The sequence below is a fragment of the Polynucleobacter finlandensis genome, assembly GCF_018881755.1.
Lineage (GTDB): Bacteria > Pseudomonadota > Gammaproteobacteria > Burkholderiales > Burkholderiaceae > Polynucleobacter > Polynucleobacter finlandensis.
Genome location: NZ_JACVPS010000004.1, coordinates 37,903 through 61,240 on the forward strand (window position 1 = coordinate 37,903; position 23,338 = coordinate 61,240).

General features: G+C 46.2%; 34 protein-coding genes. 16 read left to right on the forward strand and 18 right to left on the reverse strand.

Going from position 1 to position 23,338, the window contains the following annotated elements:
- Positions 1–68: 68 nt before the first annotated feature.
- Entirely contained in the window at positions 69–215 is a 147-nt protein-coding gene (locus ICN49_RS03535; RefSeq protein ID WP_216165871.1) for a hypothetical protein, read from the forward strand.
- A 73-nt stretch (positions 216–288) separates the two neighbouring features.
- Here ICN49_RS03535 and ICN49_RS03540 read toward each other — a convergent pair whose 3' ends face one another.
- Positions 289–831: an HPP family protein gene (locus ICN49_RS03540; protein WP_216165873.1), complete on the reverse strand. Its 543-nt coding sequence runs from the start codon at positions 829–831 to the stop codon at positions 289–291.
- Between the two features lie 173 nt (positions 832–1,004).
- Between ICN49_RS03540 and ICN49_RS03545 the strand changes: the two genes are divergently transcribed.
- Positions 1,005–1,442, forward strand: coding sequence for a rubrerythrin family protein (locus ICN49_RS03545; RefSeq protein ID WP_088524842.1), 438 nt, complete (start codon positions 1,005–1,007; stop codon positions 1,440–1,442).
- Positions 1,443–1,526: 84 nt separating this feature from the next.
- On the opposite strand, the gene ICN49_RS03550 is transcribed toward ICN49_RS03545, so the two are convergent.
- The 6 genes from ICN49_RS03550 to ICN49_RS03575 all read right to left on the reverse strand — a co-directional run bounded on the left by ICN49_RS03550 (position 1,527) and on the right by ICN49_RS03575 (position 5,408).
- On the reverse strand, positions 1,527–1,835 hold the full coding sequence (locus ICN49_RS03550; protein ID WP_216165875.1) for a high-potential iron-sulfur protein: 309 nt from the start codon (positions 1,833–1,835) through the stop codon (positions 1,527–1,529).
- A gap of 227 nt (positions 1,836–2,062) precedes the next feature.
- Complete coding sequence (gene folE, locus ICN49_RS03555; protein ID WP_216165877.1) at positions 2,063–2,884, reverse strand: GTP cyclohydrolase I; 822 nt, start codon at positions 2,882–2,884, stop codon at positions 2,063–2,065.
- A 46-nt stretch (positions 2,885–2,930) separates the two neighbouring features.
- Positions 2,931–3,302 (reverse strand): MAPEG family protein, encoded by a 372-nt coding sequence (locus tag ICN49_RS03560; protein ID WP_216165879.1) that lies wholly within the window; start codon positions 3,300–3,302, stop codon positions 2,931–2,933.
- Complete coding sequence (plsY, locus tag ICN49_RS03565; protein ID WP_216165880.1) at positions 3,299–3,946, reverse strand: glycerol-3-phosphate 1-O-acyltransferase PlsY; 648 nt, start codon at positions 3,944–3,946, stop codon at positions 3,299–3,301. The genes ICN49_RS03560 and plsY overlap by 4 nt, the downstream gene beginning before the upstream one ends.
- 27 nt (positions 3,947–3,973) lie before the next feature.
- On the reverse strand, positions 3,974–4,930 hold the full coding sequence (xerD, locus tag ICN49_RS03570; protein WP_439650842.1) for a site-specific tyrosine recombinase XerD: 957 nt from the start codon (positions 4,928–4,930) through the stop codon (positions 3,974–3,976).
- The gene (locus ICN49_RS03575; protein WP_216165882.1) at positions 4,923–5,408 is read right to left on the reverse strand and encodes a YajQ family cyclic di-GMP-binding protein; all 486 of its coding nucleotides are present in this window, start codon (positions 5,406–5,408) and stop codon (positions 4,923–4,925) included. Before ICN49_RS03575 ends, xerD begins: the two co-directional genes overlap by 8 nt.
- A gap of 96 nt (positions 5,409–5,504) precedes the next feature.
- On the opposite strand from ICN49_RS03575, the gene murB reads away from it, so the two are divergent.
- Positions 5,505–6,542: a UDP-N-acetylmuramate dehydrogenase gene (gene murB / locus ICN49_RS03580; protein WP_216165884.1), complete on the forward strand. Its 1,038-nt coding sequence runs from the start codon at positions 5,505–5,507 to the stop codon at positions 6,540–6,542.
- Here murB and xseA read toward each other — a convergent pair.
- The gene (xseA, locus tag ICN49_RS03585; protein ID WP_216165886.1) at positions 6,539–7,765 is read right to left on the reverse strand and encodes an exodeoxyribonuclease VII large subunit; all 1,227 of its coding nucleotides are present in this window, start codon (positions 7,763–7,765) and stop codon (positions 6,539–6,541) included. The two genes, murB and xseA, sit on opposite strands and share 4 nt — an antisense overlap.
- A gap of 314 nt (positions 7,766–8,079) precedes the next feature.
- On the opposite strand from xseA, the gene ICN49_RS03590 reads away from it, so the two are divergent.
- The 6 genes from ICN49_RS03590 (at position 8,080) to adk (ending at position 12,026) form a co-directional block, all read left to right on the forward strand.
- Positions 8,080–8,712 carry a MotA/TolQ/ExbB proton channel family protein gene (locus ICN49_RS03590; protein ID WP_216165888.1) on the forward strand — a complete coding sequence of 211 codons (633 nt, stop codon included), beginning with the start codon at positions 8,080–8,082 and terminating at the stop codon, positions 8,710–8,712.
- Positions 8,709–9,182, forward strand: coding sequence for an ExbD/TolR family protein (locus tag ICN49_RS03595; protein ID WP_216165890.1), 474 nt, complete (start codon positions 8,709–8,711; stop codon positions 9,180–9,182). The genes ICN49_RS03590 and ICN49_RS03595 overlap by 4 nt, the downstream gene beginning before the upstream one ends.
- Before the next feature lie 7 nt (positions 9,183–9,189).
- Positions 9,190–10,275, forward strand: coding sequence for a tetraacyldisaccharide 4'-kinase (gene lpxK, locus ICN49_RS03600; protein WP_216165891.1), 1,086 nt, complete (start codon positions 9,190–9,192; stop codon positions 10,273–10,275).
- Between the two features lie 25 nt (positions 10,276–10,300).
- Entirely contained in the window at positions 10,301–10,480 is a 180-nt protein-coding gene (locus tag ICN49_RS03605; RefSeq protein ID WP_216165893.1) for a Trm112 family protein, read from the forward strand.
- Between the two features lie 12 nt (positions 10,481–10,492).
- Positions 10,493–11,254: a 3-deoxy-manno-octulosonate cytidylyltransferase gene (gene kdsB, locus ICN49_RS03610; RefSeq protein ID WP_216165894.1), complete on the forward strand. Its 762-nt coding sequence runs from the start codon at positions 10,493–10,495 to the stop codon at positions 11,252–11,254.
- Between the two features lie 106 nt (positions 11,255–11,360).
- Positions 11,361–12,026, forward strand: coding sequence for an adenylate kinase (gene adk, locus ICN49_RS03615; protein WP_216165896.1), 666 nt, complete (start codon positions 11,361–11,363; stop codon positions 12,024–12,026).
- A 48-nt stretch (positions 12,027–12,074) separates the two neighbouring features.
- On the opposite strand, the gene ICN49_RS03620 is transcribed toward adk, so the two are convergent.
- The 4 genes from ICN49_RS03620 to glyA all read right to left on the reverse strand — a co-directional run bounded on the left by ICN49_RS03620 (position 12,075) and on the right by glyA (position 14,501).
- The gene (locus tag ICN49_RS03620; RefSeq protein ID WP_216165898.1) at positions 12,075–12,377 is read right to left on the reverse strand and encodes an addiction module antidote protein; all 303 of its coding nucleotides are present in this window, start codon (positions 12,375–12,377) and stop codon (positions 12,075–12,077) included.
- Positions 12,378–12,674 (reverse strand): type II toxin-antitoxin system RelE/ParE family toxin, encoded by a 297-nt coding sequence (locus ICN49_RS03625; protein WP_216165900.1) that lies wholly within the window; start codon positions 12,672–12,674, stop codon positions 12,378–12,380. It abuts the gene before it with no gap.
- Positions 12,675–12,769: 95 nt separating this feature from the next.
- Positions 12,770–13,216, reverse strand: a complete 447-nt coding sequence (gene nrdR, locus ICN49_RS03630) for a transcriptional regulator NrdR (RefSeq protein ID WP_216165902.1) — start codon at positions 13,214–13,216, stop codon at positions 12,770–12,772.
- 40 nt (positions 13,217–13,256) lie between these two features.
- Complete coding sequence (glyA, locus tag ICN49_RS03635) at positions 13,257–14,501, reverse strand: serine hydroxymethyltransferase (RefSeq protein WP_216165904.1); 1,245 nt, start codon at positions 14,499–14,501, stop codon at positions 13,257–13,259.
- Between the two features lie 64 nt (positions 14,502–14,565).
- On the opposite strand from glyA, the gene tolQ reads away from it, so the two are divergent.
- From tolQ to queC, 7 genes are all read left to right on the forward strand, one after another.
- A complete protein-coding gene (gene tolQ / locus ICN49_RS03640; protein ID WP_216165906.1) occupies positions 14,566–15,222 on the forward strand; it encodes a protein TolQ in 657 nt (218 codons plus the stop codon).
- A gap of 2 nt (positions 15,223–15,224) precedes the next feature.
- Positions 15,225–15,647, forward strand: coding sequence for an ExbD/TolR family protein (locus ICN49_RS03645; RefSeq protein WP_216165908.1), 423 nt, complete (start codon positions 15,225–15,227; stop codon positions 15,645–15,647).
- A gap of 25 nt (positions 15,648–15,672) precedes the next feature.
- Positions 15,673–16,470, forward strand: coding sequence for an energy transducer TonB (locus tag ICN49_RS03650; protein WP_216165910.1), 798 nt, complete (start codon positions 15,673–15,675; stop codon positions 16,468–16,470).
- 3 nt (positions 16,471–16,473) lie between these two features.
- On the forward strand, positions 16,474–17,784 hold the full coding sequence (tolB, locus tag ICN49_RS03655) for a Tol-Pal system beta propeller repeat protein TolB (RefSeq protein ID WP_216165912.1): 1,311 nt from the start codon (positions 16,474–16,476) through the stop codon (positions 17,782–17,784).
- A gap of 106 nt (positions 17,785–17,890) precedes the next feature.
- On the forward strand, positions 17,891–18,397 hold the full coding sequence (gene pal / locus ICN49_RS03660; RefSeq protein WP_216165914.1) for a peptidoglycan-associated lipoprotein Pal: 507 nt from the start codon (positions 17,891–17,893) through the stop codon (positions 18,395–18,397).
- Complete coding sequence (gene ybgF / locus ICN49_RS03665; protein ID WP_216165916.1) at positions 18,398–19,129, forward strand: tol-pal system protein YbgF; 732 nt, start codon at positions 18,398–18,400, stop codon at positions 19,127–19,129. It abuts the gene before it with no gap.
- A gap of 5 nt (positions 19,130–19,134) precedes the next feature.
- On the forward strand, positions 19,135–19,872 hold the full coding sequence (gene queC / locus ICN49_RS03670) for a 7-cyano-7-deazaguanine synthase QueC (RefSeq protein WP_216165918.1): 738 nt from the start codon (positions 19,135–19,137) through the stop codon (positions 19,870–19,872).
- Between the two features lie 10 nt (positions 19,873–19,882).
- Here queC and ICN49_RS03675 read toward each other — a convergent pair whose 3' ends face one another.
- From ICN49_RS03675 to ICN49_RS03700, 6 genes are all read right to left on the reverse strand, one after another.
- Positions 19,883–20,266 (reverse strand): helix-turn-helix domain-containing protein, encoded by a 384-nt coding sequence (locus ICN49_RS03675; RefSeq protein WP_216165920.1) that lies wholly within the window; start codon positions 20,264–20,266, stop codon positions 19,883–19,885.
- Positions 20,263–20,571, reverse strand: coding sequence for a type II toxin-antitoxin system HigB family toxin (locus ICN49_RS03680; RefSeq protein WP_216165922.1), 309 nt, complete (start codon positions 20,569–20,571; stop codon positions 20,263–20,265). Before ICN49_RS03680 ends, ICN49_RS03675 begins: the two co-directional genes overlap by 4 nt.
- Positions 20,572–20,672: 101 nt before the next feature.
- The gene (locus tag ICN49_RS03685) at positions 20,673–21,284 is read right to left on the reverse strand and encodes a riboflavin synthase (protein ID WP_216165924.1); all 612 of its coding nucleotides are present in this window, start codon (positions 21,282–21,284) and stop codon (positions 20,673–20,675) included.
- Between the two features lie 9 nt (positions 21,285–21,293).
- Positions 21,294–22,427 (reverse strand): bifunctional diaminohydroxyphosphoribosylaminopyrimidine deaminase/5-amino-6-(5-phosphoribosylamino)uracil reductase RibD, encoded by a 1,134-nt coding sequence (ribD, locus tag ICN49_RS03690; protein ID WP_216165926.1) that lies wholly within the window; start codon positions 22,425–22,427, stop codon positions 21,294–21,296.
- Positions 22,428–22,482: 55 nt separating this feature from the next.
- Positions 22,483–23,019, reverse strand: coding sequence for a GspH/FimT family pseudopilin (locus ICN49_RS03695; RefSeq protein WP_255535385.1), 537 nt, complete (start codon positions 23,017–23,019; stop codon positions 22,483–22,485).
- A complete protein-coding gene (locus ICN49_RS03700) occupies positions 23,016–23,312 on the reverse strand; it encodes a hypothetical protein (protein ID WP_216165928.1) in 297 nt (98 codons plus the stop codon). The genes ICN49_RS03695 and ICN49_RS03700 overlap by 4 nt, the downstream gene beginning before the upstream one ends.
- Positions 23,313–23,338: the final 26 nt, after the last annotated feature.

Consider the following 23,338-nt stretch of genomic DNA (forward strand, 5'->3'; position numbering starts at 1 on the left):
TTAAAAATTTATTAAAATCTTTCAAGGAGCAACATCAACAGTTTTAAGAAATCCCTACAGGAGTCAAAATGACGTCAGGCAATATCCCAAAAATCAATGTTCGCAATTCTGTTTCAGAATGCACCCAGTCACTGCGCAAGGAAAATGCCGGTAAATATCAAAATTACAGCATTAAAGACTGTATCGCCTCAATTGCTGCATCCAAAATTCAGTAATTAACTATTGTTATAAGTTTCAGGTCTTTTTAAGCCATCTTAAGCCTAAAAGACCTTATTTCATGCTTTAAAACTATCTTGCAGGGTGATTGGGGTACTGTTTACCGGTCATATTGCTATATATCGCCCCGGCTATCACCAGCAAAATGGAGTCCACCATGACTGGAAAGAAGGCGTAGCGATAGTTCATCACATGGCCCAATACCGCAATTAATGCTACGGCGGCGGCCGGGGGATGCAAACACCGCAATACGAACATCCCCAGAATGGAAGCAGCAGCAGCAATTGGCATCGCCAGTAATGGTTCTCTAATAAGATTGGCAGTAGTAATGCCGATCAACGCCGACAAGGCATTGCCAGCAATCACCGCCCATGGCTGGGCCATCGGGCTGCCTGGCAAGACAAATACCAAGAGAGCACTTGCCCCTAGGGAAGCCATCAACCATTCATCGAGTCCGCTCAGTTCACCAAGGTACTTAGCGATAGTAAGTACTAACATCAATCCAACAAATGTGCCACAACTAGAACGAAAACGCTCAGTCCAAGTCACTGCGGGTTGATCACCCCCAAAGTAAAAGGAGTAACGTTTAAGCAAATACCTAGCTGTATGTCTCATCTTTTATTTCTTTAATCGAAATTTAACTATTGGTTGCTTTTAGCTATCAAGCCAATACAAAAATATGATTATTCGATAGCCTTGTTTTGTTCATAATAACCCCGTGGTAAGTGGTTTTGCTCTGGCTATAGACCGCTCACCCTAACCCATACAATTATTTTTAGGAGTCATTCATGGCTAAAACTGTAAAAGGCACAAAGACTGAACAGTCTTTGAAAGAAGCATTTGCTGGCGAATCTCAAGCAAATCGTCGTTATTTGTATTTCGCGAACCAAGCTGATATTGCTGGTGCAAACGATGTTGCAGCAGTGTTCCGCTCAACTGCTGAAGGTGAAACTGGCCACGCCCATGGTCACATGGAGTATTTGATTGAAGGCGGCGCAGGCGAGCCAGGCACAGGTATGCCAGCTAAGACAGTTGCAGAAGCTTTGCAAGCAGCGATCGCAGGCGAAACCCATGAGTACACTGATATGTATCCAGGCATGGCTAAAACTGCACGCGATGAAGGCTTTGATGAAATTGCTGACTGGTTTGAAACTTTGGCAAAGGCTGAACGTAGCCACGCTAACAAGTTCACCAAAACTTTAGAAGCGCACTTGGCTAACGTTTAATTTATTAAACGAGTCAATAAAAAAGCCACCCTCGGGTGGCTTTTTGTTTTACTGAAATATATTCTCAGTAAGCGACTGGATAACTTAAGCCTTTTTAGCGTAAGCAGAGCACCAGCCTTTAGCAGCAACTTGCTTGCCAGCAAACAATGCGCAACCACCAGCAGCAGAACCAGCAGCACCTTGATAGAGAGCGCAATTACTACAAGCTTGTGGCGCAGCATATTTAGCGTACTTTGCTTTATCCACTTTAGATGCATCTGCTTTGTAACCCAATGCAGCAGCTTGTGGGTCAGTTTCAGCAACCATGGCTTGAGCTTGTACTTTGGTGTTTAGAGCCAAAGTTGCAGCACCAGCGGCTGACATGATCATGAATTGACGACGGGTAGTTTTCATATGGACTCCAGTGGGTTAATGGTTAAATTAAAAGCGAAATATCAAGCATCAATGAAAGCAATTCAGCAAAACTTCATTGGCAACTAGAGCGATCATAGAGCAGAAGAATTCAGTTCTCTAGTCGAGCCTTAAGTATTTGATTTATATGGAGTATTAGTTGAGAATTATTCTCAACCATTGATCGACATGTATCAAAAATGAAAGTCTTACAGAAGCACTACGCCTGACTAACGTCTCTCTAGCAAAGAGAGGAACTCACGTCGTAAGTTGGCATCTTTTAAGAAAGCACCACGCATCACACTATTGACCATCTTGGAGTCACGATCTTTTACGCCACGCCATTGCATGCAGAAGTGATCGGCATCCATCACGATTGCAACGCCAATGGGTTTGATCTTTTTCTCGAGCATATCAGCCAACTCCACCACCGCCTCTTCCTGAATTTGTGGGCGGCACATGACCCACTCAGTAAGGCGTGAGTATTTAGACAAGCCAATTAACGCTGAGTCTTTACTTGGTAGAACGCCGATCCAAATGCGACCCATAATCGGGCATAGATGATGAGAGCACGCGCTACGGACGGTGATTGGGCCAATGATCATCAGCTCATTTAAGCGGCTCACATTGGGAAACTTTGTTAAGGTTGGCTGCACTACATATCGACCATTAAAGACTTCTTGCACGTACATTTTGGCAACGCGTTTGCTCGTATTAAGGGTGTTGTGATCACTTTCTGTATCAATCACCAAACTCTCTAATACCGCCTGCATCTTTTCCGCAACCTCATCTACCAAACCCTCTAATTCACCAGGTTTAATAAAGGCAGAAATATTGTCATTGGCATGAAAGCGCGCTTTTTGCGCCTCGATGCGACGACGGATTACAACTGACAAAGGCAGTCCACCATCTTCTTTTTGAACAACCTTCTTGGCGGCAACTTTCTTGGCAGTAGCTTTCTTGGCAGAAGCTTTTCTTGCCGGCGTTTTTTTGCTTGCTGCTGTAGAGGCCGTCTTACCTGCTAACTTCACAACTGCTTTTTTGGTGGCCATATATCAATTTTTCTAAATAATGTCTAAATAATCTTTGACGATCAATCTATATCTGAAAGAAGATCGCCACCACACAAGCGATCCCACATAACCAAACAATAGAGCGCATAGTTGGCCAATTGCCTACATAACAAATCAAATAAGCAATACGCGAAATCACAAAGCCAAGTGCTAGCAAATCTAACCTGGCTTGGGGTGCCTGCATGAGCGACGCAATGATGACTGCGGCAAAGAAGAGCGGTAGGGATTCAAATAAATTGGCTTGCGCAGCATTGGCGCGCGCCCGAAAGCCTGTTTGCTTGGCAAGCCATGTACGGGGCTGACCATTGTCGTAACCTTCAAAACCTTTTTTGGCGATACCTGCAGCAACATAAGGAAGTAGGCCCATGAATAACACACAGGCAAATGCAATAGTCATGATTTTGAACTTTCAGAAGAGTTGTTACTGTTTGCATCCTTTGAGCCAATTCTGGACTCTTTGCCGTTCATCAAATTGTGGATATTGCTACGGTGACGCCAAATTAATAAAGCGCAGACTATCAGTAGCGCAATACCCATTGGATGAAAGCCAAACAAAAATACAAAATAGATCGGCCCAAACACTGCGGCGGCTAATGCCGCTAAAGATGAGTAACGCATGAACTTGGCAACGATGATCCATGTAGCCAACGTTGCTAAACCCAAAATCCAATTAATCCCAAACAAAATACCGCACGCAGTCGCAACGCCTTTACCACCCTTAAAACCATGAAAGATTGGAAAGAGGTGCCCTAGAAATACGGCGACAACAACACCACACAAAATCCAAGAATTCAGACTAGAGCTCAAAGACTCTTCGCCCAAAATCATGCGGGCCAACACCACTGCTACAAACCCCTTTAAGGCATCGCCTAACAATGTCAGAACCGCAGCACGCTTATTGCCCGTTCTGAGCACATTGGTTGCGCCAGGGTTACCCGAGCCGTAAGAGTGTGGATCTGGCAGGCGCATGCATTTACTTACCACCACCGCGAAGGAAACTGAGCCAATCAAGTACGCAATCGGGATTAAGAGAATATCCATGCCGCTATCTTAAACACATCTGACAATTTAGGTGCCGCGCGGATGATGTTGCTGATGAATGGATTTGAGACGCTCTCTGGCTACATGGGTATAGATTTGGGTAGTGGAGATATCGGCATGGCCTAAAAGCAACTGTACTACCCGCAAATCTGCTCCATGGTTGAGTAAATGGGTTGCAAACGCATGGCGAAGAGTATGGGGTGACAGAGCCACGGGGATGCTCGCCTGCAAAGCATAGCGCTTGATGAGCGCCCAAAATGCCTGACGGGTCAGCGCTGAACCAGTATGGCGCCCGATGAACACTGCATCTGAAGTTTTACCTTCTAGCAGTGGTGTTCTAGCATCTGCCAGATATCTGCGTAACCATTGACCTGCCTCCCCACCAAAGGGCACCAATCGCTCCTTGCCACCCTTGCCATTCACAATCCGAACCACGCCCTCATTTAAACCCAGCGCCACGGTTTTTAAAGAAACAATTTCAGAAACGCGCAGGCCGCTGGCATACATCAATTCCAACATAGTGCGATCGCGCAAACCTAAAGGGGTCTCAATATTTGGAGCATTGAGCAAACTCGTCACCTGATCCTCACTTAGCGTCTTTGGAAAGCGCAATGCCTGCTTAGCAGCACGCAAACCAATACAAGGATCGCTTTTGACAAGATGGTGACGTAGCGCATGTCGATAAAAACGCTTGAATACTGTGAGCCGTCGGTTAGCAGTGGTAGCCTTATCCGCCCTGCGATGGGCAATATAGGCTGTGAGCTCTTTTTCATCTACGGAGTACAAATCCAGATGAGCCGTTTTATACAACCACTGCGCTAAGAGCAAAAGATCCCTGCGATAGGCAGTAAGGCTATTTTGAGCTAAGCCATCTTCCAACCAACAAGCATCGCAAAATCGTTCAATCGCCTCCTGGCTGGCAGGGGCTAATTGTGCAGGACTAGATTTTTCGGTCAGTCCTGCAACAGAGTCTTGCTTAGTCACGGAAGTTATTAAAGCCCAATGGTGCTTCTGTTACTTCTTTTTTGAGCAATGCCATGGTTTCTTGCAAATCATCGCGCTTAGCACCGGTCACACGCACCGCATCGCCTTGAATACTCGCCTGCACTTTGATCTTGCTATCTTTAATGATGCGCACTACTTTTTTAGCGAGCTCTTGCGTAATACCCTTTTGGATCTTCATCGTTTGCTTACGCTTATCACTACCAATAGTCTCTTTTTTGTCGTCTTTAAGATAGCGCACGTCCACATTACGCTTGGCCATCTTGCCAAAGAGCACATCGCGCACTTGACCCAATTTAAAGTCGTCATCACCAAATAAAATCAAGGTTTCATCTTTTTGTTCTACACGACTATCTGAGCCCTTAAAGTCAAAGCGATTGGTAATCTCTTTATTGGATTGTTCAACGGCATTTTTTAACTCAATCATGTCTGGTTCGCACACTACATCAAATGTTGGCATATCAAATCCTTTAATTTTTTTACCTTAAAACCCGCTATAGCATTGCCAGCAAGTCCTTTTTTCATGGAAATTGCCGAACACGAATAAGATTGTGGCATGAACTGTGCAAAAAATGCGCCTGCTGCCCCCCAGCCCCTCTCAAATGTATCCCTTGAGAGCAGAAATACTTTTGGCTTGCCCGCTATTGCTGAACTTGCTTATGACATTACCTCCCCAGATCAGTTGCCAGGACTAATGGCTAACCTTCTGAATGAAGGGGGTGCTTGGCAAGTTTTGGGTGGCGGTAGCAACGTAGTGCTTCCCAATGCCCTAAGTGGTAGCACCTTACTCATGAACATTAGCGGCCGAGAAATCATCGACAGCAATGATCATTTCTCGGCAGTGGCTGTAGGCGCAGGAGAGAACTGGCATGACTTTGTCGCTTGGACGCTAGAACAAAATCTACCTGGATTAGAAAACCTAGCCCTCATACCAGGCACAGTTGGCGCAGCCCCCATACAGAACATTGGCGCTTATGGCGCAGAAGTTGCTCACTTCATTGACTGCATCGAAGCCTTTGATAGCAAAGAGCAAGCCTTTGTCACTCTGAGTAAATCTGATTGCCACTTTGCTTATCGTGATAGCTACTTTAAGCAAAATCCTGGGCGCTTTATCGTGACAAAGGTCGTCTTTAACATTCCAAAGGCATGGCTACCGCGACTAACTTATGCTGATCTTGCAAAACAGTTTTCTGATCATTCATCGCCCAGCGCTCAAGAGATATTTACTGCGGTCTGCAACATTCGCCAAAGCAAACTTCCTGACCCAAAGATAATCGGTAACGCTGGTAGCTTTTTTCAAAACCCCATTGTTGATACAACACAGTATCAAAACCTTTTGGCTCTGCATCCTAATCTTGCTTCTTATCCCGATGCCAATGGCACTCGCAAACTGGCTGCTGGCTGGCTGATTGATCAATGTGGATTCAAAGGCTATCGCGCTGGACCTGCTGGCGTTTATGAAAAACAAGCCTTGGTTCTAGTCAATCATGGTGGCGCCACTGCAAACGATATTTTGGAGCTTGCAAGCACCATTCAGAAAAAAGTTAAAGGGCGCTTTGGTGTTGAGTTGCAAATTGAACCCAATATCCTTTAGTTGGACTTGACTGCACTCAATTCAATTTGGGCTTCACCTTCAGCTAAGCGTACTTGATAGCTTGCATTTACTTTGAGATCCCTAGGGTTGCGCACCGCTTGTAGGGTTTCATTTTCTTGGGTCAAGATAACTGAGTAGCCACGCTCTAAAGTACGCTGGGGATTGAGCATCTCTAACTGGGATTGGTAGTGATTTTGATTCCGCTTCCAATTTTCAACTCTGACCATCCATGCTTGATTGAGGCGCTGTTGCCAATTGCCAATTTGCTCGCGCATGCGATCTGGGTTAGGCAGTGCATGACTCAATCGTAATGCCAGCTGATCTAAAGTCTGCGCTTCGCGTTCAACCCTTTGAGAAACCCTTTGCAGCAAAGCCTGCGCAATGGCATCCAATTCTTGCAGCATTTGATCTCGTCTTGGTGCAGCCATTTCTGCTGCACCAGTGGGCGTTGGTGCGCGCAGATCAGCAACAAAATCAGCAATCGTCACATCTGTCTCATGACCCACACCACTGACTACTGGAATAGGTGACTGCGCAATCGCATAAGCCAACTTCTCGTCGTTAAACGCCCAAAGATCTTCAATACTGCCGCCGCCCCGAACCAGCAAAATGACATCGACTTCTGACTGACCCTGTTCAGCCTCTTTTGCGGCAGCATGTAATGCAGCAATAATTCCAGCGGGTGCATCAGGTCCCTGAACCAATGTTGGGTAAATTACAATCGGAATATGCGGCGCTCTTCTAGCAAGCGTACTGAGCACATCTTTCAATGCAGCAGCCTGTGGTGAAGTGACAATACCAATTGCCCGAGGATGCGAAGGGATATCACGTTTGCGCTCTGCATCAAAAAGCCCTTCTTTAGCTAACTTTGCTTTGAGCTTCAAAAAGGCTTCGTAGAGTCCGCCCATGCCTGCGCGGCGCATGCTTTGCACTGTGAGCTGAATATCTCCCCGTGGAACATAAAAACCCAGATTAGCTGCTAGCTCGACTAAATCACCTGATTGAGGCAAAAATCCGACTTGGCCATTGCGTCCACGGAACATCACACAGCGGATCTGCCCTTCTTCATCTTTGAGGGAGAAATACCAGTGCCCACTGTCATAGGCTTTGAAATTCGAAATCTCCCCGCTAACCCAAACGGTATCAAAGCGCTCCTCCAAAGAGCTCGCAATGGCGCGGTTTAGATCGCCAACACTGAGGATTTCTCTTGATATTTCCGACATATTTTCTCTTTTATTACACAGCTATAAGGCTCAAAGGTAGATAAATATCCACAGAAGCCCATGAGCCCTTAGGTTGACCGTCTTCAGTAAGCAAGAGCTGACCCAAAACGTCTCACAAATCCAACATGACATTTGCATCTCATTGATTTATATCAATATATACAAATACCCAGAACAGATATTTCCTACGTATTTTCCCTGATCTCACCATCAATCAAGGACTTACAGACTGCTTCGAAAAAAGTTTTGCACAGAGTTATCCACAGGCTAGCTTTCCTAAAACCACTTCCCAATTCAGCTAAAGTACTGAGCTTATGTACTCCATCTTACTGTCTGCCGGTTGGCCTATTTGGCCCCTCCTCATTATCTCGATCCTAGGCCTAGCCATTGCTATTGAGAGGGCTTGGTACTTACGGCAAATCAATATCCTCCCAAAAGCGACCTTAGAGGCGGCTTTTAGCCTAGCAAATCAGCTCTCCACTCAAAAGTCTATTGCGAACGTTCAGATCGCCCAGTTAGCCCAAAGCTCCCCAGCGGCACCGCTATTGGCCTGTGCATTATTAGAGAAAGCTGCAGGAAACAATTCGGATCATGCTCTGGAAGAAATTCAGGCAATCGCTCAAGGCACTTTCTTAAAGTTAGACCGATATCTTGGTGCTTTAGCAACGATCGCTACGGTCGCGCCCCTGCTAGGTCTTTTCGGCACAGTAGTGGGCATGATTGAAATCTTTGGAAGTCAAGGTGCGATTGCTGGTGGCGCCGGTAGCCCGCAGCAACTTGCCCACGGCATTTCAGTTGCGCTGTACAACACGGCTTTTGGTTTATTGATTGCAATTCCAGCATTAGCGGCATGGCGTGGATTACGCGCCATGGCCAATCAACGCCAACGCGAGTGCGAAGAATTCACCAGACAGCTTTTTAAGAAGCTATACCCAAGCAACGCATGAGTTGGCTTAGCGCACACCACAGTAAGCAAGGCGGCTTCACGCTGGGTGCCGCCAGCGCCAATAGCACTCATATCGAACCTGAAATTAATCTTATTCCGTTTATTGATGTGCTGTTAGTGGTGCTCATTTTTTTAATGATCTCCACCACTTTCACACGCTATCAAGAATTGGCCATCACCCTGCCAACAGCTAGCGGCGTAGAAAGTCAAAATGACATTAAGCAAATTCATATTGCCGTGAGTCGCGATGGACGCTTTGCTGTAAACGGTAAAGTGACAGATCGCAGTCAACTCAGTAACTCGCTGAGTCAATTTACTCAAAATAGCACTAATAAAGATAGTGCTCAAGGTATTCAAGTCAATATTGATGCCGATGCAAGAGCCCCACATCAAGCAGTGATGAGCGCCTTAGAAGCAGCGCGTGACGCGAACCTCTCCAATATTGTTTTTAGCAGTCAATCTAAAAAGTAAATTGACGATGTCTTTTACCAATCACTTTCGCAAAGCGCCAACTTTTTGGGAAAGGCGTGGGCCAACCAGCTTATTGCTGTGGCCGCTCTCATGGGTCTATGGCTTGGTATTGCGCATGCGCAAGCTGATTTCTGATCTGCGTCTCTTTAATACAAAACCGATTGCCGTGCCAGTCATCATTGTTGGCAATATCCGCGTTGGTGGCACTGGCAAAACGCCTATCGTGATTGCGCTAGCCCAAAAGTTAAAAGAACTCGGTTGGAAGCCTGGCATCATTTCTCGCGGCTATGGGGCACAAGCAAGCAACATGCCAACTTCTGTGACCAGCGATTCTGATCCGAGTATTGTTGGAGATGAGCCTGTACTCATTGCGCAGCGTACGGGCAATCAATTTCCAATCTGGGTTTATCCCAAACGCAAAGAAACGATTGCGGCCCTCTTAAAACATCACCCAGAAGTCAATGTGATCATCAGTGATGATGGCTTGCAGCATGCAGGCTTACCACGTTGGCCAGCCAGAGAAGGTGGGAGAGATATTGAGTTTGTGGTGCGTGATGGACGCGGTGAAGGCAATCGTTTTTTATTGCCCGCTGGACCCTTACGTGAACCTGCAGAACGCGATCGTGATGCAACATTGATGACAGCAAACCCATCACCAAAATCAATCCCAGTAGATGAATATTTTCAAGGGCGACGCGCCTTTACCTTGAGCCCACAATTGGGTTTGGCATATCAATTGAATCATTCAAGTAATCGACAATCTCTTGAAAGTTTTGCTGAGCAATATTTACCTAAGAAAATGACTGCTGTTGCAGGGCTTGGCAATCCCCAACGCTTTTTTGATGCATTACAAAAACACGGTGTTGTAGCTAAATGCATTGGTCTACCTGATCACAGTACTTACACAGATACGTTTTTTAGCAAGATTGATGCTAAATGCATCCTGATGACGGAAAAGGATGCCGTAAAATGTGCTGGTATTACAGATGAGCGCATTTGGGTTGTGCCGATGTCAGTCAACATCCCAGATAGTCTCTCTGAATGGATGCAGTCAATATTGCAAAGACCAGACCCAAATCAATACACCTTATAAAAGACATCAAAGGCAAGGACACCCCATGGACAAACGCTTACTCGAAATTTTGGTTTGCCCTTTATGCAAGAGCCCAGTGCATTTGGATTCTGCAAAACAAGAACTGATTTGCAAAGCAGATCGCCTTGCTTACCCAATTCGCAATGACATTCCCGTAATGCTAGTGGATGAAGCACGCAGTCTCGAAGCAAACGAAGTGTCTTAAGCAAGCCTTTATATGAGTCACTCATCTAAGACCCCTGAATTTCTGGTGGTTATTCCTGCGCGCCTTGGATCTACTCGCCTACCTCGCAAACCATTAGCTGATATTCATGGCAAACCCATGGTTGTGCGCGTTGCTGAGCGTGCCATGCAATCCGCCGCCCACAGCGTGATTGTCGCTACGGATGCACCAGAAATTCAAGCAGTCTGTGATGAACATCGGATTGAGTGCCTGTTGACTCGCGATGACCACCCCACTGGAACAGACCGCATTGCTGAAATCGCCCAACAACTCAAATTGCCTGATAACGCCATAGTCGTCAATGTGCAGGGTGATGAACCTTTAATTCCAGCGGCACTCATTAATCAAGTAGCCCAAGCTTTGGCAGATCATCCTGCGTGCGCTATCGCAACAGTTGCAGTGGTGATCGCAGACCCAGCGGAGGTTGCCAATCCCAATGTCGTAAAAGTCGTCCTCAATCGCGCCGGCGAAGCAATGTACTTCTCCAGAGCCGGCATTCCTGTTATCAGAGATGCCTCATCTGCGGCAGCTACCGAACACTTACGTCACCTTGGCATTTATGCCTACCGAGCAGACTTTTTGCAGGCCTACACCCGCTTAGAGCCAGCACCCCCAGAACAAGCCGAATCCCTAGAACAGTTACGCGCCCTCTGGAATAGCTATCGTATTCAGGTCCACGTGGCATCAGAAGCACCGCCAGCAGGCGTGGATACCCAAGATGACCTAGAACGTATTCGTTCAAGCTGGAAGCCTTAAGAGCCCATTTAAGCCTTGTTTTGGTACTCGGGGATAATCCTAGGAATACATCAGCAGCTAGGCAGTAAAAATACAGGACAATCAAAAGTCTTCTAAGGGGAAAACAATGCGGTTAATTCTGCTCGGTGCACCAGGTGCTGGCAAAGGTACTCAAGCCCAGTTCATTTGCGAAAAATTTAGCATTCCACAAATCTCTACTGGCGATATGCTGCGCGCCGCCGTTAAAGCAGGTACGGATCTTGGAATCGCTGCTAAAAAAATTATGGATGCCGGCGGTTTAGTCTCCGATGACATCATCATTGGCTTAGTCAAAGATCGCCTCACTCAGCCAGATTGCAGTAAAGGCTATTTGTTTGATGGCTTCCCCAGAACGATTCCGCAAGCGCAAGCCATGAAAGATGCTGGCGTGCCAATTGATTACGTTTTAGAAATCGACGTACCGTTTGATGCCATCATTGATCGCATGAGCGGCCGTCGTGTTCACCCCGCTTCAGGACGCACTTATCACGTCAAATTCAATCCACCAAAAGTGGAAGGTAAAGATGATGTGACTGGTGAGGCGTTGATTCAGCGCGATGACGACAAAGAAGAAACTGTCCGTAAGCGCCTTCAGGTCTACAACGATCAAACCCGTCCATTGGTAGAATACTACTCAAGCTGGGCTACACAAAGCAGCCTTAGCGACAAAGTAAAGGCGCCTGCTTACCGCAAAGTCAATGGCACAGGTAGTGTTGATAACATCACTGCTTCGATTTTTGCAGTATTGACATAACCAACGAATAGTCCAATAAAAAAGCCTGCGTTTGCAGGCTTTTTTCCATTAGACATGGACAGTTAATCTCATGCCTAATGCATGGATCACTTTCGCTACAGTCTCAAAACGTGGTTGCGCACCTATTTTTAAGGCACGATACAAAGCTTCGCGTGTAACACCACTTTTTTTTGAGACGTCCATCATGCCCTTGGCTCTTGCTATATCTCCAATTGCCGCAACAAACAAACTAGGATCGCCATCCTCTAAAACCGCAGTGAGATATTCGGCAATGTCTTTATCCGTCTTTAAATAATCCACGACATCAAATTGGGGTAAATCACGAACTTTTAGTTTCTGTGCATTTTTCATTTAACTCTCCAGTTTTTGAAGTAGTTTTTTAACTTCCTTAATGTCAGCTTTTTGGGTTGCCTTTGAACCGCCACCCAACATGACAACTACAACTTTCCCGTATCGAACAAAATACATTCTCCAGCCAGCACCAAAATGCTCTCGCATTTCCCATAATCCATCAGCAATTGGACTGATATCTCCAAAATTTCCTAAAGTCACTTTTCTCAACCTGGCAAGCAAACGCTTTTGGGTATAGGAGTCCCGAATACCATTAAACCAAGCCTCAAATTCCGCTGTTTTTCTGATTTCATACATACCTCAATTGTAACCAATTGGTTACAGTATATCTCATAAAACCTCATTCCTGAAATAGGCTTTATGAGTAACCAATGGGACTTACTGGAGGGGTTTTACTTCAACTCTTTGAGCGCACTCTCAAAAGACTCAATGTCTTCAAAGCTTCGATAGACAGAAGCAAAGCGAATGTAAGCAACTTTGTCTAAACGCTTGAGTTCTCGCATGACTAGCTCTCCTACACGCTCACTAGGAATTTCTTTTTCACCAAGACTCAATAGCTTTTCCTCAATGCGCCCAATCGACTCATCGACTGATGCTGCAGAAACAGGGCGTTTACGCAAAGCTAATTTAATTGAGCTAGCCAATTTTTCATGACTGTACTCAACCCGGCTGCCATTCTTTTTAACAATCGATGGCAAAGCCAGTTCTGCCCGTTCGTAAGTTGTAAAACGCTTATCGCAACCCGCACAACGGCGGCGGCGGCGAATCGTGTCGCCCTCATCCGATACCCTGGTGTCTAGAACCTGGGTATCGTCGTTATGACAGAATGGGCAGCGCAATGATGGCTTTCTTTTTTAGGGGTTGATTTTAGCTTTTGATCTAGCCGTAAACCGGGAAGCGTTTAGTGAGCTCAGAGACTTGTGCGCGCACCTTAGCAATATTATCGGCATCAGTTGGGTTATCCAATACATCTGCAATAAAGTGACCAACCTGACGTGCCTCAGCTTCTTTAAAGCCGCGGGTTGTCATCGCCGGTGAGCCCAAACGAATACCACTGGTCACCATTGGCTTCTCAGGATCATTGGGGATGCCATTCTTATTGCAAGTGATATGCGCCTCGCCCAAGACACGCTCCGCTTCTTTACCAGTCATTTTCTTGGCCCGCAAATCCACCAACATCACATGTGAATCTGTACCACCAGAAACAATGCGTAAACCACGCTCAATCAAAGTTTCTGCAAGCGCTTTGGCATTAGCTACTACTTGTTTTTGGTAATCCTTAAAGCCTGGCTCTTGTGCCTCTTTAAATGCAACTGCTTTAGCTGCAATCACATGCATCAACGGACCGCCTTGTAAGCCCGGGAACACGGCAGAGTTAATGGCTTTCTCATGCTCTGCCTTCATCAAGATGATGCCGCCCCGTGGACCGCGCAAACTCTTGTGAGTCGTTGAAGTCACGATGTCAGCATGTGGCACTGGATTTGGATACGCGCCTGCGGCTACGAGACCGGCATAGTGAGCCATGTCCACCATAAAAATCGCGCCGACTTCTTTGGCCAATTTTCCGATACGTTCAAAATCAATTTTTAGTGAATAAGCAGATGCGCCAGCAATGATGAGTTTTGGTTTGTGTTCACGAGCTAAACGTTCCATCTGCTCGTAATCGATTGCTTCATTTTTGTCTAAGCCATAAGCAATTGGGTTAAACCACTTGCCACTCATATTCAATGCCATGCCGTGCGTTAAGTGACCGCCTTCAGCCAAGCTCATCCCCATAAAGGTATCGCCTGGTTTTAAGAAGGCCAAGAAAACTGCTTGGTTAGCAGAAGCGCCACAATGCGGCTGAACGTTTGCAGCTTCAGCGCCAAAAAGGGCTTTAACGCGATCAATCGCTAATTGCTCAGCCACATCCACGAATTCACAACCACCGTAATAACGCTTACCTGGATAGCCTTCTGCATACTTATTGGTTAACTGAGAGCCTTGAGCCTCCATTACCGCTGGGGAGGTGTAGTTTTCAGAAGCAATGAGCTCAATATGGTCTTCTTGGCGCTTATTTTCATTCTGAATGGCTGCCCAGAGCGCTGGGTCGGTTTTGGCTAAAGTGTTTTGACGGTCAAACATGGTGATAATCCTGAATAAGTTGGATTGCTTAAGTAAAATCAACCTACATCATACAAAATCCCTCATGAACCCTACTCAAGACCTCTCCTTTCTCTCCCTAGTCCTCAATGCGAGTCTATTAGTCCAGCTAGTAATGTTGTTATTACTCGGCATGTCGATTGCCTCTTGGACCATTATTTTCAAAAAAGGGGCTGTCCTAAGGGGCGTTCGCAATGACACCGAGCGCTTTGAGCGCGACTTTTGGTCTGGCGGGGATTTAAATACCCTGCTCGAAGCATCCTTACGCAATAAGAGCAGCAGCGCCGTTTTAGAGCATATTTTTGAGGCCGGTATGCAAGAATTCATGAAATTACGTGAAATCGATGCTGCCCGCCGCGCCATGAAAGCGACTTACCAGCGCGAAATGGACATCCTAGAGGCCAATCTGCCCTTCTTAGCCTCAGTGGGTTCAGTTTCCCCGTATATCGGCCTCTTTGGCACTGTTTGGGGCATCATGCACGCCTTCCGCGGCCTAGCCAATGTCCAAAATGCCACCTTGTCAGCGGTAGCCCCAGGCATTGCAGAAGCGCTTGTAGCAACTGCGATTGGCCTATTTGCAGCGATTCCTGCAGTAGTCGCCTACAACCGCAACGCTACTGATGTAGATCGCCTCTCGATTCGTTTTGAAACGTTCATAGAAGAATTCACCAATATCTTGCAACGCCAAGGTACGGGTAGATAAACATGGCAGGTTCATCCCTTAGAAGGTCCAATAAACGTCGCGTGATGTCCGACATCAATGTGGTTCCTTACATTGATGTGATGTTGGTTTTACTGGTGATCTTTATGGTGACCGCCCCCATGGTCAATCCTGGTGTCGTCAGCCTACCAACAGTAGGTGGTGCAAAAGTCCAATCCTTGCCGCCCGTTTTCTTAACTATTGATGCGAATGAGAATGTCATTGTGCGTAAAGATGGTGAGCCTGTACAAACTTTGAATAAATTTGAGCTTGGTGCATTTGCTCGCACGCAAGCAGAAAAATCTGCTGAGCAACCTGTTGTTGTCGCTGCTGATAAATCCATTAAATATGAAGTAGTCATGGAAGTGATGTCAAAGCTCAAAGAGAATGGCGTCAAGCGAGTTGGCCTAGCGGTAAAGAGTCAATAAACACATTGGTAGCTAACATCATTTCATGACTAGCGCGCAACTCCGGCAGATGCCATTCTTGCGAAACACTCGAAAAAGTAAAGCAAGCAATAAACGTGCTTTTACCTATTCGCTCGCAGCGCATCTTGGCCTACTCGCATTTTTAATGATTGGCATTAGCTGGAATAACAGCACGCCTTCGGGTGTTGAAGTTGAACTATGGGATGCAAGCCAACAAGTCGAAACGCCAAAAGAGCCAGAACTCAAGACTGAAGTTAAAGAAGAGGCTGCAGATATTGCAGTCAAGAAAAAGAAAGTTGAAAAAGAGCCTCCGAAAAAAGAAGTGGTGAAAGAAGCACCTAAACCCGTTCCGCCAGCGAAGGCCCCGCCACCCAAAGAGACCCCTAAAAAAGCAGAAGCTCCAAAAGCACCTTCTCCTGCAGAAGTGAAGGCTAATGCCGCGGCAGAAAAAGTTCGCGCAGATCAGTTGGCGCGCCTCCGTGCCGCAGCGGGTGCTGAAGGTGGCAGCGGCGGCACAACTGGCAGTGGTGTTGGTGGTGGAGGCAATGCGCCTCCCGGCTGGACAGATAAAGTTGTAAAAAAAGTTAAGCCACTGATTGTCTTTAACCTTGAATCTATTAGTGGTAATCCCGCTACGGTGGTTAAAGTTGACCTAGCGCCTGATGGCGCAATTTTGAGTACCAGCATTCTGAGTTCAAGCGGCAACGCCGGATGGGATCGCGCAGTACTGCTAGCACTCACTCGCGCTGAAAGTTTGCCAAAAGATGACAATGGAAAAATTCCACAACGCGAAGTAAAACTGACCTTTAAACCCAAGGACTAAAGCATGTTGCAATTTGCCAAGACATTATTCTTACGCAGCCTATTGGTATTGATTTTTAGCTGCCTTGCTTGCTTTGGTTTTGTGAGCTCAGCACTAGCGCAAATGAATATTGAGATCACTGGCGTAGGTCAATCTCTTTATCCCATCGCAGTCATGCGCTTTAAAGATGAAAATAAGCTTCCTACTAGCGTTACTGAAATCATTCGCCAAGATTTAGCCCGTAGTGGTTACTTCAAAAATACTGAGAATGGCAATGCGAGTGAAAGTGATGAAGGTACACCAAACTACAAATCCTGGGCAGCACGCGGTGCTGATGCTCTGGTAGTGGGCTCTGTAGTGCAAACTGGTGGAGCGCAGTTTGAGATTCATTACAAATTATTTGATATTCGTAAGAGCGAAGGTCTCGGTGGTTTAAATCTCAATTCCAGCGCAGATAATTTGCGTGCAGTCGCTCACAAAATTGCGGATGACATCATCTTTAAATTACTGGGCGAGCGTGGTGTGTTCTCCACCCGACTGTCCTATGTCATTAAAGAAGGTAAGCGTTATCGCTTAGTGATCTCCGATGCGGATGGACAAAACATTCGCAATGCGATGAACAGCTCTGAACCCATCATCTCGCCATCATGGTCGCCAGACGGCAAGAAGGTAGCGTACGTTTCTTTTGAAGATCGTAAACCTGTGATCTATGTTCATGAGTTAGCAACTGGTCGCCGCATTGCACTATCAAACCAAAAGGGCAATAACAGCGCCCCAGCATGGACTCCAGATGGTCGAAAACTGGCCATCTCTTTATCGCGCGATGGCAATACCCAAATCTATGGCATCAATGCTGACGGCACTGGTTTGCACCGCTTAACCCGTGGCAGCACCATTGATACCGAACCTCAATACTCGCCTGATGGCCGCTATATTTATTTCACGAGCGATCGCGGCGGCAATCCTCAGATCTATCGCATGAGTGCTGATGGCGAACAAGCAGAGGGTGCCAAACGCATTACCTACAAACAAGGTTTTGTAACCTCCCCACGCATTTCACCAGATGGAAAATATTTGGCTTACATTGCCAATATTGGTGGAGCTTTTAGACTCTACATCCTCAATTTGGCTACCGGAGACTCTCAAGCTCTCACTGATGGCTCAAGCGATGAGTCCCCCTCTTTTGCGGCCAATGGTCGTTATGTCCTCTATTCCACCAAAGTCAATGGCAAGCGCGTTCTAGCTGCGGTCTCGGTTGATGGAAACTCCAAACAGGTACTGAGCATTCCAGGGTCTGATGTACGTCAGCCGTCCTGGGGTCCGTTTATGGATTAAGTTTATCGATGAACCAGCTGAAATAGGCTAGTACAGTGTTCTTGGGGGCATAATATTGGGTATTAGCTCATTTAGTTACACAGTTTTGTAGGAAAAAGGAAAGATCATGAAGATTTCTATCGCACGCCGTGCCGCAAGCTTGGCACTTTTAGGCGCAACCGCACTAATCTTGGCCGCTTGTTCAAGCGTCAAGCTCGATGATGTCAATGGCGATAGCGGCAGTGGTGGTAGTAGTGGCAACTTCGCTTCACAACCATGGAATGATCCTAAGAGTCCTTTATATGAGCGAAGTGTTTACTTTGACTTCAATGAATACACCGTTCAGACTAAGTATCAAAAGACTTTGTCTGCTCATGCGAGCTATTTGAAAGCCAACCCAAAACAAAAAATTATCATCCAAGGTAATACTGATGAACGTGGTACCGCTGAATACAATTTGGCCTTGGGTCAACGTCGTTCAGATGCGGTTCGCAAGTCATTGAACTTGATGGGTGTGTCAGATGATCAAATGGAAGCGGTCAGTTTCGGCAAAGAAAAGCCAAAAGCTGAAGGCGATAACGAAGCAGCTTGGGCTGAGAACCGTCGCGCTGACATCGTGTACATCACAAACTAAATGAGCAAGCTTGAACACTCTTTTAAACAAACGCTCTCAGGAGCGTTTTGTTTAAGTGCAACTCTCGTTTGCTTAACTGCCTCTAGCAGTGCTTGGGCGCTCTTCTCTGATGATGAAGCACGCAAAGCGATTTTGGATTTGCGCAAGTCTTTAGCGACTACACAACTAGAACTTCAGAATCAAATCGAAAAACTCAAAGCCGATAATGCTGAATTGCGTGGCAAGGTGGAATCCCTTGAAAAACAAGGCGAAGACATTAACAATAGTCAGAAGACTTACTACCAGGATCTGGATACGCGCCTCGGTAATTTTGAGCCTCGTACAATTACGATTGAGGGTGTTAGCGGCACAGTTCAACCTGGCGAGAAAAAAGCCTATGACGATGCCTTAAAAGCCTTCCAAGCTGGCAATCTGAAGAAAGCTGATGAAAGCTTTACTGCTTTTGCTGGGAAGTATTCTCAAAGCCCTTACTTGCCTCTCGCCCTTTACTGGGGAGCTAATAGCAAATATGCAAACAAAAATTACGCTGCTGCCATTAGTCAACTGCAAACTCTGATTAAGAAATATCCTAACCATCCACGCATTCCTGCGGCAATGGTGACATTAGGAAATTCTCAATTAGAAAGTGGTAACAAAGCGGCTGCTAAAAAGACTTTTAGTGACATCATTGCAAAATACCCTGATACAGAAGCTGCAAAGGATGCTCAGCAGCTTTTGCCAGCAACAAAGTAATCTCCATGTCTACATTGACAGCAGCATTTGAGAATATTGCACCACGCAAACCCAATGCGCCCGCTGTCATTCTCTTTTCGGGCGGCCTAGACTCCACCACCATTCTGGCACTTGCCAAAGATCTAGGTTACGCACCTTATGCGCTTTCAGTTGGTTACGGCCAAAGACATTCTTCAGAATTGGCTGCAGCAAAACACATTGGCAAAAAGATGGGGGTCGTACGCCATGAGGTTGTTAACTTAGACCTTACCCGCTTTGGCGGTTCAGCCCTGACAGATTCTTCGATTGCGGTACCCATTACTCCAGGCAAAGATCATGAGATCCCGATTACCTATGTGCCAGCTCGCAATACCATTCTGTTGTCACTAGCCTTGGGATGGGCAGAGTCACTTGGTGGCTTAGATATTTTTTATGGTGCCAATGCGGTGGATTACTCTGGTTACCCTGACTGCCGTCCAGAATATGTGGAGTCATTTGAAAGAATGGCGAACTTAGCAACCAAGGCTGGCGTAGAGGCGATAAACAATGACAATCGCTTTCGGGTACATGCCCCTATTATTGGTATGAGTAAGTCAGAGATCATTCAACTTGGCGCAACACTTGGGGTGGATTATTCCCAAACCGTTTCTTGCTATCAAGCCAATGATTTGGGTGAAGCTTGCGGTGAATGTGAATCTTGCCGTCTCAGACAAGTAGGCTTTAAGTCTGCTGGCGTGGCTGATCCAACTAGATATCGAAACTAGACTTAAACAATCAAGCTATGTGAAGTTCATCTGACTGCTGAATGAGGCTTTCAGCTGGTATACCAAGCATTGAATGCAACTTCCAAATCATTTTTAAGGTTAACGGACGCTTTCGATTCAAAATTTCATAAACTCGATTTAACCCACCGATCATGGGCTGTAAATCTTTGGGCCTCAAACCAGCTTGATCCATCCTAAACTTAATTGCCTCAATCGGATCCGGAAGATCGATTGGATAATGCTTAGCTTCATAAGACTCTATCAACATTAGTAATACTTCGAAGCGATCTGCTTTTTTGCTTTTAGGAGCGGGCTCATGATCGATAAAATAGGAGGCCTCTGCGAGCGCAGCTTCATATTCATTATCGTTACGTATAGGCTTTAATTCTTTCATGTATCCCCCATTTCTACCGTCTTTGCATTAACGTTATCGTACTCAGTATGGGTTCCAATAAATTTTATGTAGAACACCCCGAGACGATAAGCAACCGCAACAATTAAGCGGTAATCATTTCCCTTTATATTAAAAACTACCCTATTGTTACTGATAAAACTTGCATTTCTATATTGATTTTTGATTTCTTGAGGTGAAGACCATTTGGTGCTAACTACCTCGTCATACCATGCCCTTAGTGGCTGTTCTGCATCTCGATGAAGCAACCAAAACTGCACCAAGTATTTTTTAGCAATTACCCTCATAATCTAATTATAGTCCCAAAATGGGACTACTGCAAGAAGGGTTAAAAAGCTATCTATTGAGCAAGGTTATTTGTAAGAAAGCTACCTGTAGACCAAGAGATTTATGCCTGACTCATTATCCTAGCCACATAGCGAGCAATTAAATCAACCTCAAGATTGACTCGATCACCTTGTTTTAAATTACCCAAGGTGGTGTTTTGCAAGGTGTGCGGGATGATATTGATATCAACGACACAAACGTTCGCTAGATCTTCAGTTTTATTCACTGTGAGTGAAACCCCATTCACAACTATTGAACCTTTGTAAGCCAGAAAAGCAGCGAGTTCTTTAGGGGCTTCAATTCTGAGAAGCCATGAACCATAGGCGTCTTGAGCTACGGCAGTGAAGTGTGCAACCTTGCCCATGCCATCCACGTGCCCGCTTACCAAATGACCACCAAGGCGATCATTTAAGCGCATGGCCTTTTCTAAGTTGACTGGGCCCACGGCATCCAAGCCAACGGTTTTATTCAAAGACTCTCGTGAAATATCCAAGCTGAAGGTATTGCCCTCAATCTTGGTTGCCGTCATACAAGCGCCCTGAATCGCAATGCTGTCACCTAGAGCAACATCATCCAAATAATGGGCAGGGACTTCAATCTGCAACTGCAAGCCATCACCTACAGGAGTAGCGCTCTTAATTTTTCCTACAGCAGTAATGATTCCAGTAAACATGGGGGGATTTTATTCCTTAAGCGAGCTTGCTGGTTTCGCCAAGCGCAAGCGCATATCTGACCCAAACATTGCCTGATCCAAAATTTGCCAATCCTGCCCTTGTTCAAGTGCAGTCAAGGGAGAGATGTTTGCCATACCAATACCCTCACCCATCAAGAAGGGTGCGTAATACAGCAGTAACTCGTCTACACAGTCTTCTCGAAGCAAGGAGCCATTTAATTTAAAGCCAGCCTCAACATGAATTTCATTCATCTCGCGTTCTTGCGCTAGATAAGTAAAGAGCTTTGGCAGGTCCACTTTGCCATTAGCATTCGGCAAAGGGATCACCTCAATGCCGCGTGCTTCAAATGCTTTTGCAGATTGCTCTTTTGCTGGGGTATCGAGTTTTCCACACACCAGGATGACGCCCGAATGATTGAGGTTTTCAAAAACTTTAGAAGCAACTGGTGTCTCGAGTTTTGAATCTACGATGATTCGCCAAGGCTGTCGCTCAGTATCGACATCGCGCACATTCAGCGTTGGGTTATCTTCTTTTACAGTGCCCACTCCCGTAAGAATGGCGCAGGCTTGAGCGCGCCAGTGATGTCCATCTGCGCGCGCAAGAGGCCCCGTGATCCACTGACTTGTACCGTCAGGCAAAGCAGTCTTACCGTCCAAGCTTGCTGCAATTTTGAGACGCACCCAAGGCAAACCTCGAGTCATCCGAGAAATAAAACCACAATTCAAAGCCTCGGCCTCAGCCTGCAATAGGCCGCAGCGCACTGTAATACCTGCAGCCCTTAATAACTCCAAACCTTTTCCTGCAACGATGGGATTGGGATCGGACATGGCCACAATCACTAAAGCGGGTTTGGCGGCAATGAGCGCATCAACACAAGGCGGCGTTCTCCCAGTGTGACTGCATGGCTCTAAGGTGACGTATACGGTTGATCCCTCTGGATCAAAACCATTAGCACGAACATCAGCCAAAGCCTGCACTTCGGCGTGGGCGCCACCAACCTTCTGGGTATGGCCTTTCCCAATCACTTTGCCGCCCTTTACCACCACGCACCCAACTCGTGGATTGGGATTGGATAAATACAGTGATTTAGCAGCCTCGGCTAGAGCCTGGCTCATAAATTCGTGGTCTAAAGCGGTATACATACCAGTATTAAAACCGATTGGCGCTACTAAACAAATAAAACGGCCAAATCAAAGATTATTTACAGGATTTAGCATCCTGATGAGGGTCGCAGATTCTCCAGCGGCCACCGCTGCCCAAAATCACATGCCGCTCGAGCCCCTGATCTTTTAAATGCCCCAAAACCAGGCGATTTGCCACAAATCCACCTTGCGCAGTCTTGGCTGCACCGGCCGCATTAAACAAAATCCCGCGTTGATCAGAATTGGGTCCGCTAAATTGCTTTCCTCCAAGCTTGAAAAAGATAGGGGAAATATTTTCCTGCATCAACCAAATCTTCTCTGCGCAAGGCTTTTTACTGCAGCCACTCTTTACCTGCCATCCACTATTCCAATCATTCTGAAATCGTGGGGTGATGTAAATAGCACTTCCAATGTGTAAAGCCTGATCACGAGCAAAATGCGCATGGGAAATAAAACGTCGCGCAAGCGTTTCAATTTCTCGATTGGCAATCTGATGCTGCAGCCTGGGCATCGTGATTGTGGCCAATATCGCCACAATCAAAATCACCACCATTAACTCCAGCAAACTTCCGCCATATTCTTTGGCATTCATTCTTTAAACGCCTGACGCCAGCTTAAGCGGATTGCACTCCCAGAGGCATCATCTAGATGGATCACTGACTCGAGCGTAACGAGACCTACTGTAGACACCTTCCAGAGCTGCTTGCCAATAGATTGCACAACACAGGAATCCGAAGCTAGCGTTGCCACATGTGAAATTTTTCGTTCACATTCCAGCAGCTTCTTTTCTGCTGCAATAAATTCTGCTTGAGTCGTTTTGATTGTTTGAGTGGCAATGATTTCAAGCGCAGTCATGCGCTGTAGATAGCCGACCAGTGAAGCCATGAGAAGTAATAGGGATAAGACCCAGG

Coding starts and splice junctions, on each gene's coding strand:
- ICN49_RS03625 (WP_216165900.1), bottom strand. CDS start 12,674: ATGTATGAAATCAGAAAAACAGCGGAATTTGAGGCTTGGTTTAATGGT.
- kdsB (WP_216165894.1), top strand. CDS start 10,493: ATGAGTCACTCATCTAAGACCCCTGAATTTCTGGTGGTTATTCCTGCG.
- ICN49_RS03645 (WP_216165908.1), top strand. CDS start 15,225: ATGGCAGGTTCATCCCTTAGAAGGTCCAATAAACGTCGCGTGATGTCC.
- ICN49_RS03535 (WP_216165871.1), top strand. CDS start 69: ATGACGTCAGGCAATATCCCAAAAATCAATGTTCGCAATTCTGTTTCA.
- ICN49_RS03700 (WP_216165928.1), bottom strand. CDS start 23,312: ATGGCTTCACTGGTCGGCTATCTACAGCGCATGACTGCGCTTGAAATC.
- folE (WP_216165877.1), bottom strand. CDS start 2,884: ATGGCCACCAAAAAAGCAGTTGTGAAGTTAGCAGGTAAGACGGCCTCT.
- xseA (WP_216165886.1), bottom strand. CDS start 7,765: ATGTCGGAAATATCAAGAGAAATCCTCAGTGTTGGCGATCTAAACCGC.
- plsY (WP_216165880.1), bottom strand. CDS start 3,946: ATGGATATTCTCTTAATCCCGATTGCGTACTTGATTGGCTCAGTTTCC.
- ICN49_RS03590 (WP_216165888.1), top strand. CDS start 8,080: ATGTACTCCATCTTACTGTCTGCCGGTTGGCCTATTTGGCCCCTCCTC.
- ICN49_RS03620 (WP_216165898.1), bottom strand. CDS start 12,377: ATGAAAAATGCACAGAAACTAAAAGTTCGTGATTTACCCCAATTTGAT.
- ICN49_RS03695 (WP_255535385.1), bottom strand. CDS start 23,019: ATGAATGCCAAAGAATATGGCGGAAGTTTGCTGGAGTTAATGGTGGTG.
- ICN49_RS03595 (WP_216165890.1), top strand. CDS start 8,709: ATGAGTTGGCTTAGCGCACACCACAGTAAGCAAGGCGGCTTCACGCTG.
- ICN49_RS03675 (WP_216165920.1), bottom strand. CDS start 20,266: ATGAAAGAATTAAAGCCTATACGTAACGATAATGAATATGAAGCTGCG.
- murB (WP_216165884.1), top strand. CDS start 5,505: ATGAACTGTGCAAAAAATGCGCCTGCTGCCCCCCAGCCCCTCTCAAAT.
- ICN49_RS03685 (WP_216165924.1), bottom strand. CDS start 21,284: ATGTTTACTGGAATCATTACTGCTGTAGGAAAAATTAAGAGCGCTACT.
- ICN49_RS03650 (WP_216165910.1), top strand. CDS start 15,673: ATGACTAGCGCGCAACTCCGGCAGATGCCATTCTTGCGAAACACTCGA.
- ICN49_RS03680 (WP_216165922.1), bottom strand. CDS start 20,571: ATGAGGGTAATTGCTAAAAAATACTTGGTGCAGTTTTGGTTGCTTCAT.
- ICN49_RS03560 (WP_216165879.1), bottom strand. CDS start 3,302: ATGACTATTGCATTTGCCTGTGTGTTATTCATGGGCCTACTTCCTTAT.
- ICN49_RS03540 (WP_216165873.1), bottom strand. CDS start 831: ATGAGACATACAGCTAGGTATTTGCTTAAACGTTACTCCTTTTACTTT.
- ICN49_RS03545 (WP_088524842.1), top strand. CDS start 1,005: ATGGCTAAAACTGTAAAAGGCACAAAGACTGAACAGTCTTTGAAAGAA.
- tolQ (WP_216165906.1), top strand. CDS start 14,566: ATGAACCCTACTCAAGACCTCTCCTTTCTCTCCCTAGTCCTCAATGCG.
- glyA (WP_216165904.1), bottom strand. CDS start 14,501: ATGTTTGACCGTCAAAACACTTTAGCCAAAACCGACCCAGCGCTCTGG.
- tolB (WP_216165912.1), top strand. CDS start 16,474: ATGTTGCAATTTGCCAAGACATTATTCTTACGCAGCCTATTGGTATTG.
- pal (WP_216165914.1), top strand. CDS start 17,891: ATGAAGATTTCTATCGCACGCCGTGCCGCAAGCTTGGCACTTTTAGGC.
- ybgF (WP_216165916.1), top strand. CDS start 18,398: ATGAGCAAGCTTGAACACTCTTTTAAACAAACGCTCTCAGGAGCGTTT.
- ICN49_RS03575 (WP_216165882.1), bottom strand. CDS start 5,408: ATGCCAACATTTGATGTAGTGTGCGAACCAGACATGATTGAGTTAAAA.
- ICN49_RS03550 (WP_216165875.1), bottom strand. CDS start 1,835: ATGAAAACTACCCGTCGTCAATTCATGATCATGTCAGCCGCTGGTGCT.
- ribD (WP_216165926.1), bottom strand. CDS start 22,427: ATGTATACCGCTTTAGACCACGAATTTATGAGCCAGGCTCTAGCCGAG.
- adk (WP_216165896.1), top strand. CDS start 11,361: ATGCGGTTAATTCTGCTCGGTGCACCAGGTGCTGGCAAAGGTACTCAA.
- ICN49_RS03605 (WP_216165893.1), top strand. CDS start 10,301: ATGGACAAACGCTTACTCGAAATTTTGGTTTGCCCTTTATGCAAGAGC.
- lpxK (WP_216165891.1), top strand. CDS start 9,190: ATGTCTTTTACCAATCACTTTCGCAAAGCGCCAACTTTTTGGGAAAGG.
- queC (WP_216165918.1), top strand. CDS start 19,135: ATGTCTACATTGACAGCAGCATTTGAGAATATTGCACCACGCAAACCC.